Source organism: Gordonibacter sp. RACS_AR49 (assembly GCF_030418435.1).
Lineage (GTDB): Bacteria > Actinomycetota > Coriobacteriia > Coriobacteriales > Eggerthellaceae > Gordonibacter > Gordonibacter urolithinfaciens.
Map to the genome: position 1 here is coordinate 342,129 of NZ_JAIUDM010000003.1, position 16,958 is coordinate 359,086.

General features: G+C 66.6%; 10 protein-coding genes. All 10 read right to left on the reverse strand.

Annotated features, from left to right (window positions below):
- Nucleotides 1-42 precede the first annotated feature (42 nt).
- Entirely contained in the window at nucleotides 43-402 is a 360-nt protein-coding gene (locus LB310_RS09050; RefSeq protein WP_157005908.1) for a hypothetical protein, read from the reverse strand.
- Entirely contained in the window at nucleotides 395-1,732 is a 1,338-nt protein-coding gene (locus LB310_RS09055; protein WP_162457374.1) for a DNA repair protein, read from the reverse strand. The genes LB310_RS09050 and LB310_RS09055 overlap by 8 nt, the downstream gene beginning before the upstream one ends.
- 150 nt (nucleotides 1,733-1,882) lie before the next feature.
- On the reverse strand, nucleotides 1,883-3,208 hold the full coding sequence (locus tag LB310_RS09060) for an FAD-dependent oxidoreductase (RefSeq protein WP_087191671.1): 1,326 nt from the start codon (nucleotides 3,206-3,208) through the stop codon (nucleotides 1,883-1,885).
- Nucleotides 3,209-3,356: 148 nt separating this feature from the next.
- The gene (locus LB310_RS09065; RefSeq protein WP_087191670.1) at nucleotides 3,357-4,295 is read right to left on the reverse strand and encodes an NAD-dependent epimerase/dehydratase family protein; all 939 of its coding nucleotides are present in this window, start codon (nucleotides 4,293-4,295) and stop codon (nucleotides 3,357-3,359) included.
- A 275-nt stretch (nucleotides 4,296-4,570) separates the two neighbouring features.
- Nucleotides 4,571-6,358, reverse strand: a complete 1,788-nt coding sequence (locus LB310_RS09070; RefSeq protein WP_087191669.1) for an ABC transporter ATP-binding protein — start codon at nucleotides 6,356-6,358, stop codon at nucleotides 4,571-4,573.
- A gap of 72 nt (nucleotides 6,359-6,430) precedes the next feature.
- Nucleotides 6,431-8,617, reverse strand: a complete 2,187-nt coding sequence (locus LB310_RS09075) for a YhgE/Pip domain-containing protein (protein ID WP_087191668.1) — start codon at nucleotides 8,615-8,617, stop codon at nucleotides 6,431-6,433.
- A complete protein-coding gene (locus tag LB310_RS09080) occupies nucleotides 8,614-11,205 on the reverse strand; it encodes a YhgE/Pip domain-containing protein (protein WP_087191667.1) in 2,592 nt (863 codons plus the stop codon). The genes LB310_RS09075 and LB310_RS09080 overlap by 4 nt, the downstream gene beginning before the upstream one ends.
- Before the next feature lie 302 nt (nucleotides 11,206-11,507).
- On the reverse strand, nucleotides 11,508-14,579 hold the full coding sequence (locus LB310_RS09085) for a mechanosensitive ion channel domain-containing protein (protein WP_087191666.1): 3,072 nt from the start codon (nucleotides 14,577-14,579) through the stop codon (nucleotides 11,508-11,510).
- A 14-nt stretch (nucleotides 14,580-14,593) separates the two neighbouring features.
- Nucleotides 14,594-15,433: a transporter substrate-binding domain-containing protein gene (locus LB310_RS09090; RefSeq protein ID WP_301154947.1), complete on the reverse strand. Its 840-nt coding sequence runs from the start codon at nucleotides 15,431-15,433 to the stop codon at nucleotides 14,594-14,596.
- 320 nt (nucleotides 15,434-15,753) lie between these two features.
- A complete protein-coding gene (locus LB310_RS09095; RefSeq protein WP_087191664.1) occupies nucleotides 15,754-16,956 on the reverse strand; it encodes an NADP-dependent isocitrate dehydrogenase in 1,203 nt (400 codons plus the stop codon).
- Between the last annotated feature and the right edge of the window lie 2 nt (nucleotides 16,957-16,958).

Genomic DNA, 16,958 nt, shown 5'->3' on the forward strand with positions numbered 1-16,958 from the left:
CTCCGTCGGCCAGCGCATGCTGCAACTGGAGCAGGCGAGAAGCTAACGCCCCTCCCCTCCAAGCTCCGCAGAGAGACCTCGCTCCCCGTCGTCGATCTTCCAGATATCATCGAAGGGAATGCGGGTGCGGACGATGGTGACGGTGCGTGCCGCGAGATCGATGTCGCTCACCAGGCCGCGCGTCGTGACGTACGCCTCGCCGTCGTAGTGGACGACGCTCGCCATCGTGCGGCGCTCCATCCGGGCGAGGCGCTGCGACAGCTCGAGCGCCTGCTCGTCGGTCAGCTCGCGCTTCGGCTCCGCCACGCGCTCGCGTTCGCGGATGAGGTCGTAGTAGCCTTTGAGCGCGGCGAAGGGCATGAACTGCTGGGCGCGGTCGGCGCGCGGTCGGCGCTCAGGCATGGTGGCCCCCGATCTGCTCGTTGCGCTCGCGCGCCGTGGCCTTCTCCTTCAAGCTGGTCCCGCGCAGAAGCGCGTTCTTCCCGAAGCGCCCCTTCACGGCCAGCACGGCCTGCTGCAGCCGGAGCTCCTCGGCCTCCGCCTCCGCATCCGAGAACAGATCCATCGTGGCGAATTCCTCGGGGAGCACCCCGCCGACGCCCACGTTGATGCGGCGGATGGGCGCGTCTTTGCGCGTAGTCTCGTCGAACAGGTCGAGGAAGCGCGGCATGAGCTTCGAGTAGAGGTTCGTGCGATCCGCCTGCCTGCGCGTGGAGCCGGTGTGAGGGAAACCGCGGCGGCCGCTTGCGGAGCGCCTGCCGTGGCCGCCGTCGAAGAACGCGCCGTCCGCTTCGCCCGCAGGCTCGCCTGGACCTTTCGCGTACCCCACGTACAGCGATATCGATCCGGCTACGAGATGCTTCTCCACGAGGTCGAGCACGAGCTGGTCCACCATCTCCTTGAGCACGTCGCGCGCTTCCTCGAACGAGTAGTCGCAGGGCAGCACCTGGCCGTTCCCCAGGGAATGGCCACTCGGCTCGTAGGCGTGGATGTCGGCGATGGTGCACGGTTCAACGCCGTGGGCATGGTCGATCAGGTACTCGGCGTTCACCCCGAATTCGCGGTAGAGCGTGGCCTCGCTCATCTCGCACACGCCGCGCAGATCGTACACGGCGTACTTCGCCAGCCTCTTCGCAATGCCGGGGCCGATGTTCCAGATATCGGTGATGGGCCGGTGGGTTTGGATCGAACGCTCGAACTCGGCCTGATCGAGGTAGCCGATATGGTCCTCGGCGTGCTTCGCCGTGATGTCGAGCGCCACCTTGGCGAGGAACAGGTTCGGACCGATGCCCGCGGTGGCGCAGACGCCCGTGTCGGCCAGCACCGCGTCCATGAGCATGACGGCGAACTCCTTAGGCTCCATCCGGTACAGCGCGAGGTACGGCGTCGCGTCGATGAAGCACTCGTCGATGGAGTACGCGTGAACGTCCTCGGGCGACACGTAGCGCAGGTAGATCGAGTAGATATCGGCCGACGCCTCCATGTAGCGCTGCATGCGCGGACGTGCCATGACGTAGTCCACGCCCTCGGGAATCTCGAACACGCGGCAGCGGCTCGACAGGCCGAGCGCCTTCATCGACGGCGTGATGGCCAGGCAGATGGTCTTCTCCGTGCGGTCGGGATCGGCCACGACGAGGTTCGCCTTCAGCGGGTCGAGCCCGCGATCGACGCACTCGACGCTGGCGTAGAAGCTCTTCAAGTCGATGCACACGTACGTGCGCTCCTTCGCCACCGTCGCCTCCTCGCGCCGCCCTTACCGAAACGTTTGTACGTATTATTATAGCGCTTTCGCACGGCGAGGTCATCGGCGTTCGCGACACCCGCAACGTGCGACGGGGCGTGACATTATCCCCGTCCCTCCGTCACACCCCGCCCGGCTTACTTACCGCTGTTCAGGTGCGATCGGGCGCTTGGCCGGCCCTTCCAGCACCGACCCGTCGGCAGCGAAGCGCGAGCCGTGGCAAGGACAGTCCCACGAGCCCTCCACGTCGTTGCGCTCCAAGCAGCAGCCCAAATGCGAGCAGCGCCGCCCCGGCTTCACCAGGTTCGCCGCCGACACGCCCGCGTTCGAGAACAGGCTGGGCGTGAGCATGGATCGCTGCGACGAGAACAGGGCCTCCACCGGGCTCCGACCGCGCAGCACGAGGTCGGCGATGGCGCGCGCGGCCACGAGCGCGCCCGTCATGCCCCATTTGCTGAACCCCGTGGCCACGTACTGGCTCGGTCGGCTGCGCCGATGCACGCCGATATAGGGCACGTGGTCCAGGCTCATGCAATCCTGCGTCGCCCACGCGTAGCGCTCCTGCGCGCCCGGGTACGCCTCGGCGGCGAACGCCCGTATCTTGGCATAGCCCTCCGTGGGCTTCGGCCCCTGCCCCGTGCGGTGCCCGCCTCCTCCCACCAGCAGGTACTCGCCGTACGTGCGGAACGAGAAACCGCCCGCGTTGCCTATGAACATGCCGTCAACAAGCGGGGCGCCTTCCAGCGCCACCGCGTAGGAGCGCTCCTGATGCTCCTTCATGAAATACAATCCCGGCACGTTGACCAGCGGATAGTGCGTCGCAAACACGATATGGTCGGCGGTTATGGAGCCGCGGTCCGTGCGCGCCATGTTCCCGCTCACGTCCGTCACGAACGCGTGCTCGTACACGTCGACGGACGGCATGAGCCCGAGCAGCCCGAACAACAGCTTCAGCGGGTTGAACTGCGCCTGGCGCTCCATGCCCAGCGCACCCCGGTTCGCAACCGGCACCGGCGCGCTGGGCAGCACGTGGTGCGGGATGCCCAGCTGCTCGTAGGCGGCAAGCTCGCGCTCGATGCCCGCCGTGGAGCCCGTGGCGTACACGTAAGCCGTCTTCTCCTCGAAGTCGCAGGGAGCATCATCGGCCAGCTGGCGCAGCCCCGCCACCGCCGCCTGGTTCGCTTCGAAGTAGAGGCGCGCGGCATCGGCGCCCCTCTTCTTGATCAGCCGGTCGTACACGAGATCGTGCTGGGCTGTTACCTTCGCAGTCGTGTTCGCCGTCACGCCGGCGCCCACCTGGCCGCCCTCCACCAGCGCACAGCGGCATCCCGCCTCCGACAGCAAATACGCGCAGAGCACGCCCGCCATGCCGCCGCCTATCACCAGCACGTCGGCGGAACGGTCGCCTTCGAGCGCCTTCGCGTAGCCCTGCGGCCGCACGGCGCTCGCTTCCCAGAGAGAGGTCATGCCGAGCCCTTTCGTCTTCAAGAGGAACGATCAGGCATCAGGGTACCCCCGCCCGCCACTAGGAAAGCGGCCCGCCAGAGCGCGTTTGCCGCGCTTTGCCGAACGGTTTCGCACACGTGAGCGGAAACGCCATTCGCGCACCTTGGCCTCACCCGCGTCGCAGCGCCTCCCCAACACGCGTCATCTTGGGATCGGCGAGCCGCGGGCGCTCGCGGCAATACCATGCGTAAGCGCTCCGCATGCCCTCGGCGAGCGCCACGCTCGGCTTCGCCAGGCCGAACCTGGCGGCCTTGCCCGCGTCCAGCAGGTAAGCCTGATCCCGGAAGGGGAAGAACTCGCGCGCCTCCATGGCGCCGCGATAGTCGACCGGCACGATGCGCGGCTCGACGTCGGTCGCCGCCGCGGCGGCTCGGACGAGGTCGCCCCATCCCACCGGCTCGGGATGCGCGCAGTTGAAGGCCTCGGCCTCCCACGGCTCGGCCTCGAGGACGCTCACGACGAGGCGCACGAAGTCATCGATGTGGAGGAACCGCATGAGCGCGCCGCCGGCGGGCACGGGAACAGGATGGCCACGTTCGAGGCGGTCGAACAGATAGGCCTCGCGGTAGAGGTTGTTGCCAGGCCCGTACAGGTAGGCGGGTCGCAGGATCGTGAGGGAGTAGCCGCGTTGCGGACGCTCGGCTACGAGCAGCCGCTCGGCCTCGAGCTTCCCCAGCCCGTAGGCGCCCCAAACCTCGTTCTCACCCGTCGGCGCGTCCTCGGCGCGTGCCGCGTCGGAGGGCGCGTACACCGCCCCCGAGCTCACGAGCACGTAGCGCACCCCATCGAGCCGAAGCGAGTCGAGCACGGGAGCCGCATCGGCGGCAGTGTAAGCGGACACGTCCACCACCGCGTCGAAACGCTCGTCTGCAAGCTCGCGCAGGCTGGCCGGATCGCGCCGGTCGGCTCGGTAGTGCCTGGTGAGGCCGCTGTAGCCCACCGGCAGGCGGCCGCGCGTGAGGATGGACACGTCCCAGCCGCGCGCGATCAGCCCCTCGGCCACGGCCCGTCCCACGAACTGCGTTCCTCCAAGCACGAGCACGCGCATGGCGCTCCCCTTCCATCAGGCGTCGATGCGCCCCATGGTACACTATCCGGCGTCGACGAGGGAAAGGCGATCAATGGCGAAGAACCCCGGCAGGGACGCATGGGCGAACGGCGGCAAGGGAAAAGTCGCAGGCCAGCCACGCGGCCAACAACTGCGCGCAACTAAGGGCCTGGGGTCCAACAAAGCCTCCGGCCACAAGGGCGGCATCTCCCGCCAAGGATCGAAGCGCGGCTGAACGAAAATGTCCCGAATGGGACCGCCCCCTATTGGGGCATTCACTCCAGATACGCCCCCGTCTGCCTGCTCCACAGGTTCGCGTAGGCCCCGCCGGCCTCGATGAGCTCGGCGTGCGGGCCGTCCTCCACCACGCGGCCGCCGTCGAGCACCACGATGCGGTCGAGGCTGGCCACCGTCGACAGGCGGTGCGCCACCACGATGGCCGTGCGCCCGCGCATGAGCGTGGCCAGCGCGTCCTGCACCAGCTGCTCGCTCTCCGAGTCGAGCGCGCTCGTGGCCTCGTCCAGCACGAGCACCGGGCAGTCGGCCAGAAGCGCTCGCGCGATGGCGATGCGCTGGCGCTGGCCGCCCGACAGCTTCACGCCGCGCTCGCCCGTGACGGTGTCGAAGCCCTGTGGCAGCCGCTCGATGAACTCCAAGGCGTTCGCCTGCCGCGCCGCCTCCCTGATCTGCTCAATCGTGGCGTCGGGCCGCCCATAGGCGATGTTCTCCGCAATGCTCCGGTGGAACAGGAGCGCCTCCTGCGGCACGTAGGCGATCTGGCGGCGCAGCGATTGCTGGGTGGCCTCGGAGATGTCCTGCCCGTCCACGAGGATGCGCCCCTCCTGGATGTCGGACAAACGCAGCAAAAGCTTCGTGAGCGTGGTCTTCCCCGCCCCGCTCGATCCCACGAGGCCCACGCGCTGGCCGGCGGGGATGTGCAGGTCGAGGTCGTCAAACACCCGCGTGCGCGCCTCGCCGTCGGTGTACCAGAAGCCGATGTCCTCGAAGTCGATGGCGCCCTCGCGCACCTCGAGCTCGGGCGCGCCCGGCTTGTCGGCCACCAGTCGCGGCTCGTCGAGGATCACGGTCATGCCGCTCGCGTCGCCGAACGCGCGGTTGAAGCGCTGCAGGCCGTTGTTGATGAAGTTGAACTGGTTCGTCACCGTGTAGGTGTACGTGAACATCACCACGAGCGTGCCCGGCGTGATGCCGTACCACGCGTTCCCGCCCGCGATGAACACGGCCACCACGCTCATGATGGCGATGGTGATGCACGCCGTCACGATGCCGCGCGTGAGCGACGCCCACATGCGCTTCGAGTCGCGCGCCACCACCTCGCGGTTCGCCTGGTCGAACAGCCCGCGCTCGTAGTCCTCGCGCCCGTAGGTCTTCACCGCCAGGATGTTGGCAACCGAGTCGGACAGCTCGCCCGACAGCTGGTTCTGCGCGCTGGCCGCCTGCTCGTTGAGGTGCAGGATGCGCTTGTACATGTAGTAGGACACGCCCGCGTACACCGCGAGCAGCGCCATGAGGATGGCCACGTACACCGGCACGCGCGGCGCGAGGATGGCGCACGTGAACACCACCGAGCAGATGACCGGCAGAAACGGGAAGGTGATGGTTTCCAGCAGCAGCTGGTAGGCGCTCATGAACTTGGTCGTCTGGCTCACCAGCGTGCCGCCGAAGCGGTTGGAGTGGAACGACATCGACTGGTTGGACAGCGCGTCGAACGACATGGTGGCCAGGTCGTAGGAGGCGGCGATCTGCAGCCGGTACATGGCGTAGTCCTGCACCTTGCTGGCCGCCTGGCCGGCCACGTTGATGAGGATGAGCGCGACGATGTAGGGGCCGAACACCGCGAACACCTCGTCGGGCGCCACCGAGCCCGCGCTCACGCGGTCCACCACGAGGCTCATGACGTAGGGGTTGCCGTACGACAGCAACGCCACGAACAGAAGCGTCGCAGTCATGAGCGTGGCGAACAGCCCGAGGTGCTTTCGGGTGACCAGCCAGAAGTAGTGCAGCGTGCGTCGCGTCGTCGACGGAGCAGCGGATCGTGCCATAGGATTCTCCTTCTCGTGTTTCAAGAAGATTATCGCACATCCGTGCAACCCCGGCCGCGCGGCCAGCGCGCCCTACCCCACCAGCTTCGAGGACTCCACCTGTTCCACGTACCAGCTCATGAACTTCGCCAGCGGCTTGCGCAGCACGAGGCCTATGACGGCCGCCGGTACCAGGAACAGCGCGAGCAGGCCCATCTCCCACCAGAAGTCGCCCCCGTAGGTGCCGAACATGGCCGCACGCATGGCGTTCACCACGTGGGTGGCCGGCAGCCAGGGACTCAGCCCCTGGATGAACGGCGGCAGCAGCTGCAGCGGAAACGACCCGCCGCACCCTGTCACCTGTATGATGAGCAGCAGCACCGCCACGGCCTTGCCCAGGTTCGCGAACGCCGCCACGAGCGCGTATATCAGGAACGTGAACACGAGCCCGGCGAGCCAGAAGCACAGCATGAACAGCAGCGGGTGCGTCACCTGCACCTGCAAGAACAGCAGGTTCCCCAGGCCCATGACCGTGGTCTGCGACAGCGACAGGAAGGCCATCACGCCGAAGCGCCCGAAGAACAGCTGGCGCGGCTGCGGATCGGCCAGCTGCGCGCGCACCCGGCCGGGAACGGTAGGCTTCACTACCACCAGTATCAGCAACGACCCGATGAACAGTGCGAGCGTAGTATATAAAGGCGCCATAGCCGAACCGAAGTTGTCCACGGGGAACACGGCCACGCGGTCGATGCCCACAGGCGCCGCAAGCGCCTTCGACAGCACCTGCGTGTCGGAGCCCAGCACCTCGCGCAGCAGGTCGGCATCCCCGGCAACGAGCGCCTGGTCGATGCCGTCGGCCAGCTCGCGCAGCGTAGCGGAGGCGCCGTGCAGCTCGCCCACGGTCGCATCTATCTTCTCCGCCGCCCCGCCCAGCACCGCCGCAGCAGAATCGGCCGAATCCGACAGGCCGGATCCCGCGGCGCGCAGCCCGTCCAAGCCTGATCCTACGCTCGCGACCAGCGAGGACGCCTCGTCGGCCAGCTTCTGGAGTCCCGGTTTCAGCTCGGCGTCGAACTCGTCCCGCATCGTAGCCGCACCCTGCTGCGCCTCGTCGGCCAACCGCTTAATCTCCGCGCGCTCCGCCTGCACGTCGGCGCTGCCCGCCTCCAGCTTGTCGGCGGCGCCCCTCATGGTGTCGCGCATGTTCTCCAAAAGGCCGATAGTGGCGTTCATGCGCGCGATGACGCTCTCGAGCGCCTGCACGTACTCGTCGGGCACCTGGTCGCGCAGCGCCTCCAGCTGCGCGACGATGCTCCGGCATGCCACAACCTGCCCGTCCATGGCATCGGCCTGCCCGCGCAGCGCGGCCACGCTGTCCTGCGAGCCGGTGGCGGCGGCATCGAACAGCACATCCACGGATGCCGACACGGCGGCGAAGCCCTGCCCGCCGTCCTCGAGCGCCTGGGACAATCCATCCGCCGCCTGCCGCAGCGCATCCACCAGGCTCGCGGCCGAGGCCGCACCCTGCGACGCCGTGCTCCCCAGGCCGTCCGCCTGGTGCTGCGCAGCCTCCACCAGCTGGGCGGACTCGCCCACGAGCGACTGGGCGGCCCCCGCCAGCGACGAGTACAGCGTCAGCACCGACGCCATACGGTCCACCTGGTCGCCCATGGAACGCACATGCGCTGACAGATCGGCGATGCGGCCGCCCGCGTCGGACTCGTCGGCGTAATGGGAAAGCGACTCGGCAATGCTCAACGCCACCTCGGAGAGCGTCTCGGCAAACACCTCGTTCACCTGGTATGACACCGAGTCCGCACCCCTGTCGGTAATCTTGGGGGCAATGGCGCTCTTCTTCTCGTTCGCGTAGTACACGATCTTGGCGTGCTGTACGTCATCGGAGTAGAACGTCAGCATGTCGCGGCTGAAATCGTGCGGGATGACCACGGCCGCGTAGTACCGCCCCGACCTCGCGCCGTCCACCGCATCCTCCTCGGTGGTGAACGTCCAGTCGATCTCGTCGTTGGCGCGCAAGGCGGACACCACCTGCTCGCCGATGTTCACGCGCAGGGGCACGAGGTCGCTCTCGTACCCGTCGTCCACGTTCGCCACGGCCACGGTGAGGTTGCCCGTGTTGTCGAAAACGTTCCAGCACGCGATGATGTTGTACCAGGCGAAGATGGACGGCATCACCACGAGCCCGACGGTGATGATGATGTTCATGGCGTTCGAGAACAGGCGCCTCATGTCGCCGCGGAACAGGTGCCAGACGTTGCTCATCGCACGGCACCCCCTTCCGCACCGTCGTCGCCGTCCGCGGCCGAGCGCTCCATCTCGTTGCGCGAGGCGCCCAGCTCCAGCAGCCCTTCGTCGGTCATGTCGTCGAGCCTCATCTGGCGCTCGAAGCTGTCGCGCAGGCTCTCGACCACCACCAGGAATACGAACACGGCCACAAGCCACGCGAGCCACGCCGTGAGCAGCCACACCTTCTCGGCGGGCGTGAGCGCGAACACCACCGCCAGCGCCACCGGCACCGCAAGGCCCAGGGCCACGGAGCCGCGGATAAGCCGCGGGTACCAGCGTGTGAAGCGCTCGTAGCGTACGCGCAGCTCCTCGCGGTACTCATCCCTGCCCGACAGCGCGCGGAACAGCTGCGAGAAACGGTACGGGCGCGCGGGGATCTCCACGTCCTCGCCGTTGAAGATGCCGCCCTGCCGCACCTGGCCGGCCACCATGCGGTTGACGTTCGCCATCAGGGGCCGCAGCAGGATGCCGAAGGCCATGAACAGCACGAAGAAGAACGCCAGCATGCCGATGGCGTCGCCGTAGTGCGAGCCGTAGAAGCCGCAGATAGCCTCGCGCATGGCGGAGATGCCGTACGTGAAGGGGAAGAACGGGTACACGGCCTGGAAGAAACCCGAGGTCATCTCGATGGGGTACAGCCCTGTAGCCCCGGGGATCTGCGCGAACACGAGCACGATGCAGATGCCCTTGCCAATATGCTGCAGTGTCACCGAGAGCGCATAGATGATGCTGAGGTACGAAAGCGACGCCACCGCCGCCGCGAAGAACAGCGCCGGCGCACTGACAGCCTGCACCCCGATGACCAGCACTCCCGCACAGCAGATCACCGCCTGCAGCACGGCCATCACGGCGAGCAGCGCAAAGCGCCCTAGATAGCGCTGCGTGACAGTAAGATTGCGGATGCCCTCGCCGTCCACCTCCTGCTTCATGATCACCAACAGCATGAACGCGCCGATCCAAAACGTCAGGTTCATGAACAGCGGCGCCATGGCCGAACCGTAGGCGTTCAGCGGGTAGAGCTCCTCTGTCTTAAGCTCGGTGGGCGATCCCATGAAGTCGGCGATCTTCGACGCGTCGAGCCCGTCCTCTCCCACCAGCTTCGCCAGCACGCCGGACTCGCCCAGCGACAGCACGTCCGTGCGCACGGTGTCCAACCCCTCCTCCAGGCTGGCCAGGATGCCGTCGGTCTGCCCGAGCGCGTCCTTCGCGGTGCAGAGCGTGGATGCCAGCTGGTCCAACACGAGCGAGGTCTGGTCCACCAGCAAACGCTGGTTCGAGACGGCGGTTGCCAGCGACGACGACGCCGCGCCCAGCTGCGCCAGGCTCCCGTTCACGGCGGGGATCGTGGTGCCGAACAGGTTGTCCGAATAGGCCTGGGCGCCCGCGACGGCCTGCTGGACGGCGGCGTTCAGGTCGTTGCCCGCTTGGGCCGTGGCCTGCGAGATGTTTTCGGTGTCTGCGCTGATGCGGGTGAGGTCATCGAGCGTGGCCTGGGCGTCTGCAGCCTGCTGCTCCAGCTGCGCGGCAGCCTCGGCAAGCGGCTGCTTGCCCGGGTTGTCCTCGGGAAGCCCGTCGGCGACGCTCTTCAGATACGCCGCCAGCGCCTTGTCCTCGTCCACCACGGCCTGGGCCTGCGCGAGCGTCGCCCGCACGCTTCCCTGCGCCTCGCCGATCGTGCCCGCGATGTCCCCCACCGCCTGGTTCGCCTTCGACGAGGCCTGCGACACCGATGACAGGCCCGTGCCCACCGCCGGCATGGCCGCGGCGGAGAAGCTCGCCAGCCCGTCCTGCATCTGCGTCGTCAGGCCGGACACGGTCTGCAGCGCGTCGGACGCCGTCCCCAGGTCGGCGCGCACGCGGCAGAGCGCGTCCTTCGCGCCGCCCACCTTGGCCTGCGCCTCGTCGGTGGCCGACTCGATGCCCGCAAGCGAATCGCGCGCCTCGCCTACCGTCTGCACGGCCTGGGCGATCTTTTCCACCGCCTGCGAGCGGGACGCGTCCAGCTTCTCGCGCGACTCGCCCAGCGCCTGGTCGATGGCATCGGCGGCCACGTCGCTCACGGTGGAAACGAACGTGGAGTTGATGGTCTCGTCGAGCGTGCTGGCGCCGGTGTCGGTGATCTTCGGTGCCACCGGGCCCGCCTTCTCGTTCACGAAATATTCCAGCTTGGGCTGCGTGAAATCGCCGGTGGTGAGCGAGAGCAGCTGGGAGGTGAAGTCCGCGGGTATCACGAACGCGGCATAGCTCTTCCCCGCGTCAAGCTCCTCCATGGCGTCGTCGCGGTCGACGAACACCCAGTCGAGCTGCGTGTTCCCGTGCAGCTCGTCCACTATCATGTCGCCCACGCGCAGCTCGCCGGTCAGCTCGCTCGAACCGCCCTCGTCCTCGTTCACCACGCACACGCGCAGCGCGCCCGTATTGTCGTAGGGGTTCCAGAAGCCCACGACGTTGTACCAGGTGTACACCGACGGCAGCACGAGCAGCGCCAGCACCACCACGAGCGCCGGAGGCGTTTTGAGCAAGCGCAGCACATCGCGCTTGAGCACCCGCAAAACGTTTCCCATAGCCGCTGCCGCGCCCTTTCTCCGCCCGATAAATACCGAACAATGATAGCCCTCTCGGCACGTAACGTCACGCAAGATTGACGAACACGTTACATTCGTCAACCTCTCGGCTGCCGGCAACCGAGGCGGGCGGAACGCGGCGTGCCGAACCGGACGGCCCGCACCGCGCGAAGCCGAAGCGCCGCGCGCATTCCATCTCGCCCGAACCCGACAGGACCCCGGCGTTCAATCCGCCTCCCGACGTATGGCGGGCCCCGGGGCGTGATGCCCCAGGGCCCGCCGCTCCCTCGCAAACGCGAGCGCTACCGCGTCTCGTCGTCCTCGTCGTTGCCCAGCTCCTTGGCGGCGGCCTTCTGCTGCTTGTTGAACTGGTCGGCGCTGCGCTTCTCGTACTCGGTGGCCTTCTTGAACACGGTGGGCTGGTTGATCACCACCTGTGGGAACGGGATGCTGATGTCGTGCTTGTCGAAGATCAGCTTCATCTCGCGGTTCAGGTCGCGCTCCAGCTGCAGGCGGTCGCTCTCGGCGCACTGCACCACGATGCGGATGGTCACGCTGTTGTCGCCCAGCTCCACCACGCCCTTGTAGAACGGGCCGTCGATGATGGCCGGCAGCCGCTTGCGGATGTTCGGCAGCTCCTTGGACAGGATGTTCTCCACGCGCTCAAGCGACTCGCCGTACTCGATGCCCACATCGCACGAGGCGTAGGACGTCTCCTTCGTCATGTTGACCACGTTGCTGATGTCGCTGTTGCGGATCACCTTGATGTTCTGCGAGCCGTCCTCCACCTTGGTGGTGCGCACGCCTATCTCCACCACGGTGCCGCGCCAGTCGCCCACCTTGATGATGTCGCCCACGCGGAACTCGCCCTCGAAGATGATGAACAGGCCGGAGAGGATATCGCTCACCAGCTCCTTCGCGCCGAAGCTGATGGCGATGGACAGGATGCCGGCCGAGGCCAAAAGCGTGGTGGTGTCCACGCCTACCAGCATGAGGCAGTAGTACACCATGCCGATGATGGTGGCGTACTTGATGAAGCTGCCCAGCAGGCGGCACACGGTCTCGCCGCGCGCGCCCAGCACAGTAGCCAGCAGGTTCAGCAGCTTCTGAACGAGCGTGACCACGGTCAGCGCCACGCACACGAACATGATGCACGCCGTGAGGGCGAACACGTTCACGCCGCGCTCCCAATTACCGCCCAGGATGTAAGAGAAGATCGAGCCCTGGCCGAAGATGCTCTCCTGGAACACCACAGCTGCGAACACGGCGATCACGAACACGCCCACGAGCCAGCGCACCACCGTAGCCGTCTTCTGCTCGGCCGTCTTCTCGCTCCACTTGAACGAGCGGGCAATCCAGCGGCTGGCTGCCGATTCGGTCTTGGCCGTGCGCCCGCTCGGCATCTTCACGTCGATCATGCGCGCGTCGGCCTCGACCGGCGCCTTGGCCACGGTCACGCTGCCCCTCGGTTCGAAGGCCAGCAGCAGAAATATCACCACGAGGCACACGAGGGCCACACCGCCTGTGGCCACGGTGAGCGGCACGCGCTCGGCCATGAGCTCGCCCTCGGTGCCGGCAACGTACAGGAAGTAGTTCTCCGCCTCGGCCGACGAGACGTAGTACGTCGTACCCTCCACGGTGAGGTAATCGCAGTAGCCGTCCTTCAGCTGTTTCTCCGTCATGCCGTGCTCCAGCGCATCCTTGCCGACAAGTCGCTGGTCAGGGAAGTACGCGAACGTATGGTCATCCTTGCTCACGGCGAATGCGAACCCTTCGGAGCCCACCTTCACGCCGCCCAGCACGCTGTCCACGGTGACGGTCTCCAGCAGGTTCTCCAGGCGCGTCGTGCGAATGCCGATCTGCACGGCGCCGTCCACGGTGCCGGCCGCGTCGTGCAGCGGCACGCCGATGTACTGGCGCAGCTGCCCGGATATCTCGTCGGGCTGCGCTTCCTGCACCACCGAGTCCGCGCCCTGGAGCAGCTTGCGGAACTCGGAGGACTGGTCCTCGGGGTCCTCGCTCAGGGTAAAGTTCGCGTAGGAGGAGTTCGTTGCGGTCATCACGCCGTTCCCGTCGTACGTGAACACGTACTGGATCATGAGGACGTCCGCCAGCTTCTGCAGGTCGTCGCGGTTCTCGAGCGCCGGGTTCTGGTCCAGGGTGTAGCCGGCCACGCGCGCCTTGCCCAGATAGCGCTCGTCATACTGGCTGATGAGTTCGTCCATGCGCGCTTGGGTACGCTGGGTGGTCTCCACCACCTCGGCGGCGCGCTCGTTGTTTGCCACGGATTGGGATGACAGGGCGAACAGCGTCTGCATGTAGAACGATACGCCCAGGATGGCCAGAAAGCCCACGAACGACAGCACGGCGGCCTTGCGCCCTATCACCTTGTTGTAGCGCAGCGGCCCGACAGCACGGTAGTCCTCGGGACTGCGCCCCTCGCGCTCGTCCTCGCGCATGACGAAGATGCCGTACATGATGACCACGGCCATGACCGCGAAGAATATGAAGAGGATCACGCCCACCGTGACGTTGCGGGTAGCGGCCATGTCGCTCTCGGGCACGGCGGCGATATAGTAGGTGTCGCCGATCTTGCTCACATGGCCGTACAGATTCTCGCCGGCAAGAACCATCCACGCGTACGCGCCGTCCTCGAGGTCGGCTACGTCGATGCCGCCATCGATGGCGTCGGTGCCCACAAGAAGGTCGTTCGGATGGTACTCAACCAAGTAATCCTGCGCCGACACGGCGAACATGAAGCCATGCTGGCCGATGGCGATGTCCTTGAGCACGCTTTTCGTTGAGCCCGTGTCCTCCACGAGCTGGCGCAGCTCGGCCGGGTCCTGCTCGACCACCACCATGGAACCATCGTCGATGCGGGCAGCGTAGTAGCGCTTGAGCCAGTTCTGCTCGGGCAGCTCCACCTCCACGGCCGCGGAGGGCTCGCCGTCATCGAACACGGTGCGCAACTGGTTGAAGCGCGCATACGCGAAGTTCGCGGGGGTGTCCTGCGCCTTCGCGACGATAGCGCCGTCGCGCGACACCACGAGCACGTTGTCGACGCCCAGCAAGTCCTGGTACTCGACCATCTTCGCATCGGTCGCTGCGAAGCCGGCGTCGTTATTCGCCATGAAAGCCACGCTCGCCGCCTTGGACTGGTATATCTCGTCGAAGGTGACGGTATTCTGCTCCACGCCTTCGTCCGCTGACGCCAACAGGCCTTCCAGCGCGTCGGATTCTTGCCGCATCTCGCTCGCGTAGCCGTCCAGCGACAGCTCGGTCTGCATCGTGGACAGCAGAACGCCCATGACCGCCATGCTCGCGGCTGCCACCAAAACGAGGACGGCGATCTTGACCTTGAGTTTTCTCGACATGCCCCATCGCCTCCCTAGTTCCACTTGTCCGTGAGCACCGCAATGGTGCCGTCGTCGAGCATGCCCTGGATGGCGTCGGAGACCGGCTTGCTCAACGCGGAGCCCTTCTGCGTGGCAACGCCGTATTCCTGCGTGTCGATGACGTAGTCGAGGATGCTGCGGTCAGCGTTCAGGTAGGTATGCGCAATGGCACCGTCCATGCAGGCCGCATCGATGGAACCTGCTTCGAGCGCCCGGCTGAGGTCCTGGTAGGACGCCATCTGCACGAGGCGGAAGTTGTCGAACCGGGTCATCGAGTGGTCCTCGGTCTGCTCCAGCGCCTCGCCCGACGTGAAGCCCGACTCCGTCAGCTTCAGCGCCAGCTGCGGGGCGGTGTTCGTCCCCGCCATGGTGCCGAACGTGAGGCCCTTGAGGCCATCGATGCCCGACACGAGCGAACTGTTCTCCACCATCACGATGGAGGCGTCCGTGTAGTAGGACGGCGAGAAATCGAAGCTCTTCTCGCGCGACTCGGCGATGGAATAGCAGGCCACCATGCAGTCGACGTCGCCGTTTGCCAGCATGTCCTTGCGGGTGTCGGGCGTCACGGTCACGAATTCCACGGTGCCGTAGCCCATGCGCGCGGCCATCTCCTCGGCGATGTCGATCTCCAAGCCGTAGTACTTGCCCGTTCCCTCGTTCAGGTAGCCGAAGCCCACCACGTCGCTGCGAACGCCCACGCGCAGCGCCTCGCCGTTCGCCGGGGTGACCTTGGCGCCCTCGCCACTGCCGCATCCTGCCAGCCCTGCAAGCGCGCATACCAGCGCCAGGGCGACGAGTAGAAGCGTCGCGCCCCTCGTCCTCACCTTGCCCATGTGCTTCCTCCCATCGGATAAACCTCCGCCCGGCCCCGCATGCCTGCCACGCATCTGCGGGCCTGCCCCGAAGCATGCGCTCGGCCGCGCAAAGGCGGCAAAGCGCATCAAAGCCGCGGCGGCGCGGCTCCAAGAAGGTAAGTATGCCAAACCGGAACTTGCGAACATGCGCGATTGCCGGTTCAATATTTTTTTAAGGGGCTGGTCAGACGAGGGTATGTGCTTCTATGCCGCCAACCTCGCATGCGGAAAACAGCGGCGCCCGGGAAGGATCCCGGGCGCCGAGGAACTTGGTGAGGGAGGGGCGCGCCGCCGCGCCTTTACGCCGCCAGGCGCTTCGCGATGGCGAGGATGAAGTCGCGGGTGGAGAGCTTCACCGGGTTCGGCAGCGTGGTGATGAGGGCCAGGTCGCCCGTCATCTCGCCGGCCTCGATGGTGTCGAGCGTGGCGCGCTCCAGGCGGTCGGCGAACGCCACGAGGTCGTCCAGGCCGTCCAGCTCGCCGCGCTTGCGGAGCGCCCCCGACCACGCGAAGATGGTGGCCACCGAGTTGGTGGACGTCTCCTCGCCCTTGAGGTGCTTGTAGTAGTGGCGCTGCACGGTGCCGTGCGCGGCCTCGTACTCGTAGTACCCCTGCGGGCTCACCAGCACCGACGTCATCATGGCGAGCGACCCGAACGCACTCGACACCATGTCGCTCATCACGTCGCCGTCGTAGTTCTTGCACGCCCAGATGAAGCCGCCGTCGGCCTTCATCACGCGCGCCACCGCGTCGTCGATGAGCGTATAGAAGTACTCGATGCCGGCTTCCTCGAAGCGCGCGGCGTACTCGGCATCGTAGATCTCCTGGAAGATGTCCTTGAAACGGTGGTCGTACTTCTTCGAGATGGTGTCCTTCGTGGCGAACCAGATGTCCTGCTTCACGTCGAGGGCGTACTCGAAGCAGCTGCGTGCGAAGCTCTCGATGGACGCGTCGAGGTTGTGCATGCCCTGGGCGATGCCCGGGCCGTCGAACTCGTGGACGAGCTCGCGCGTCTCGGTGCCGTCGGCGGCGGTGTAGACGAGCTCCACTTTGCCGGGACCGGGAACGCGCAGCTCCGTGTTCTTGTACACGTCGCCGTAGGCGTGGCGGGCGATGGTGATGGGCTTTACCCAGTTGCGCACGCACGGCTCGATGCCCGCCACGGTGATGGGCGTGCGGAACACCGTGCCGTCGAGCAGGGCGCGGATGGTGCCGTTGGGGCTCTTCCACATCTGCTTCAGGTCGTACTCGTCCATGCGCGCGGCGTTCGGCGTGATGGTGGCGCACTTCACGGCCACGCCCAGGCGCTTGGTGGCCTCGGCGGAATCCACGGTCACCTGGTCGTCGGTGGCGTTGCGGTGCTCGAGGCCCAGGTCGTAGTACTCGGTCTTGAGGTCGACGTACGGGCAGATCAGCTCGTCCTTGATCATCTGCCAGATGATGCGCGTCATCTCGTCGCCGTCCATCTCCACCAGCGGCGTGGTCATCTGAATCTTCGCCATTG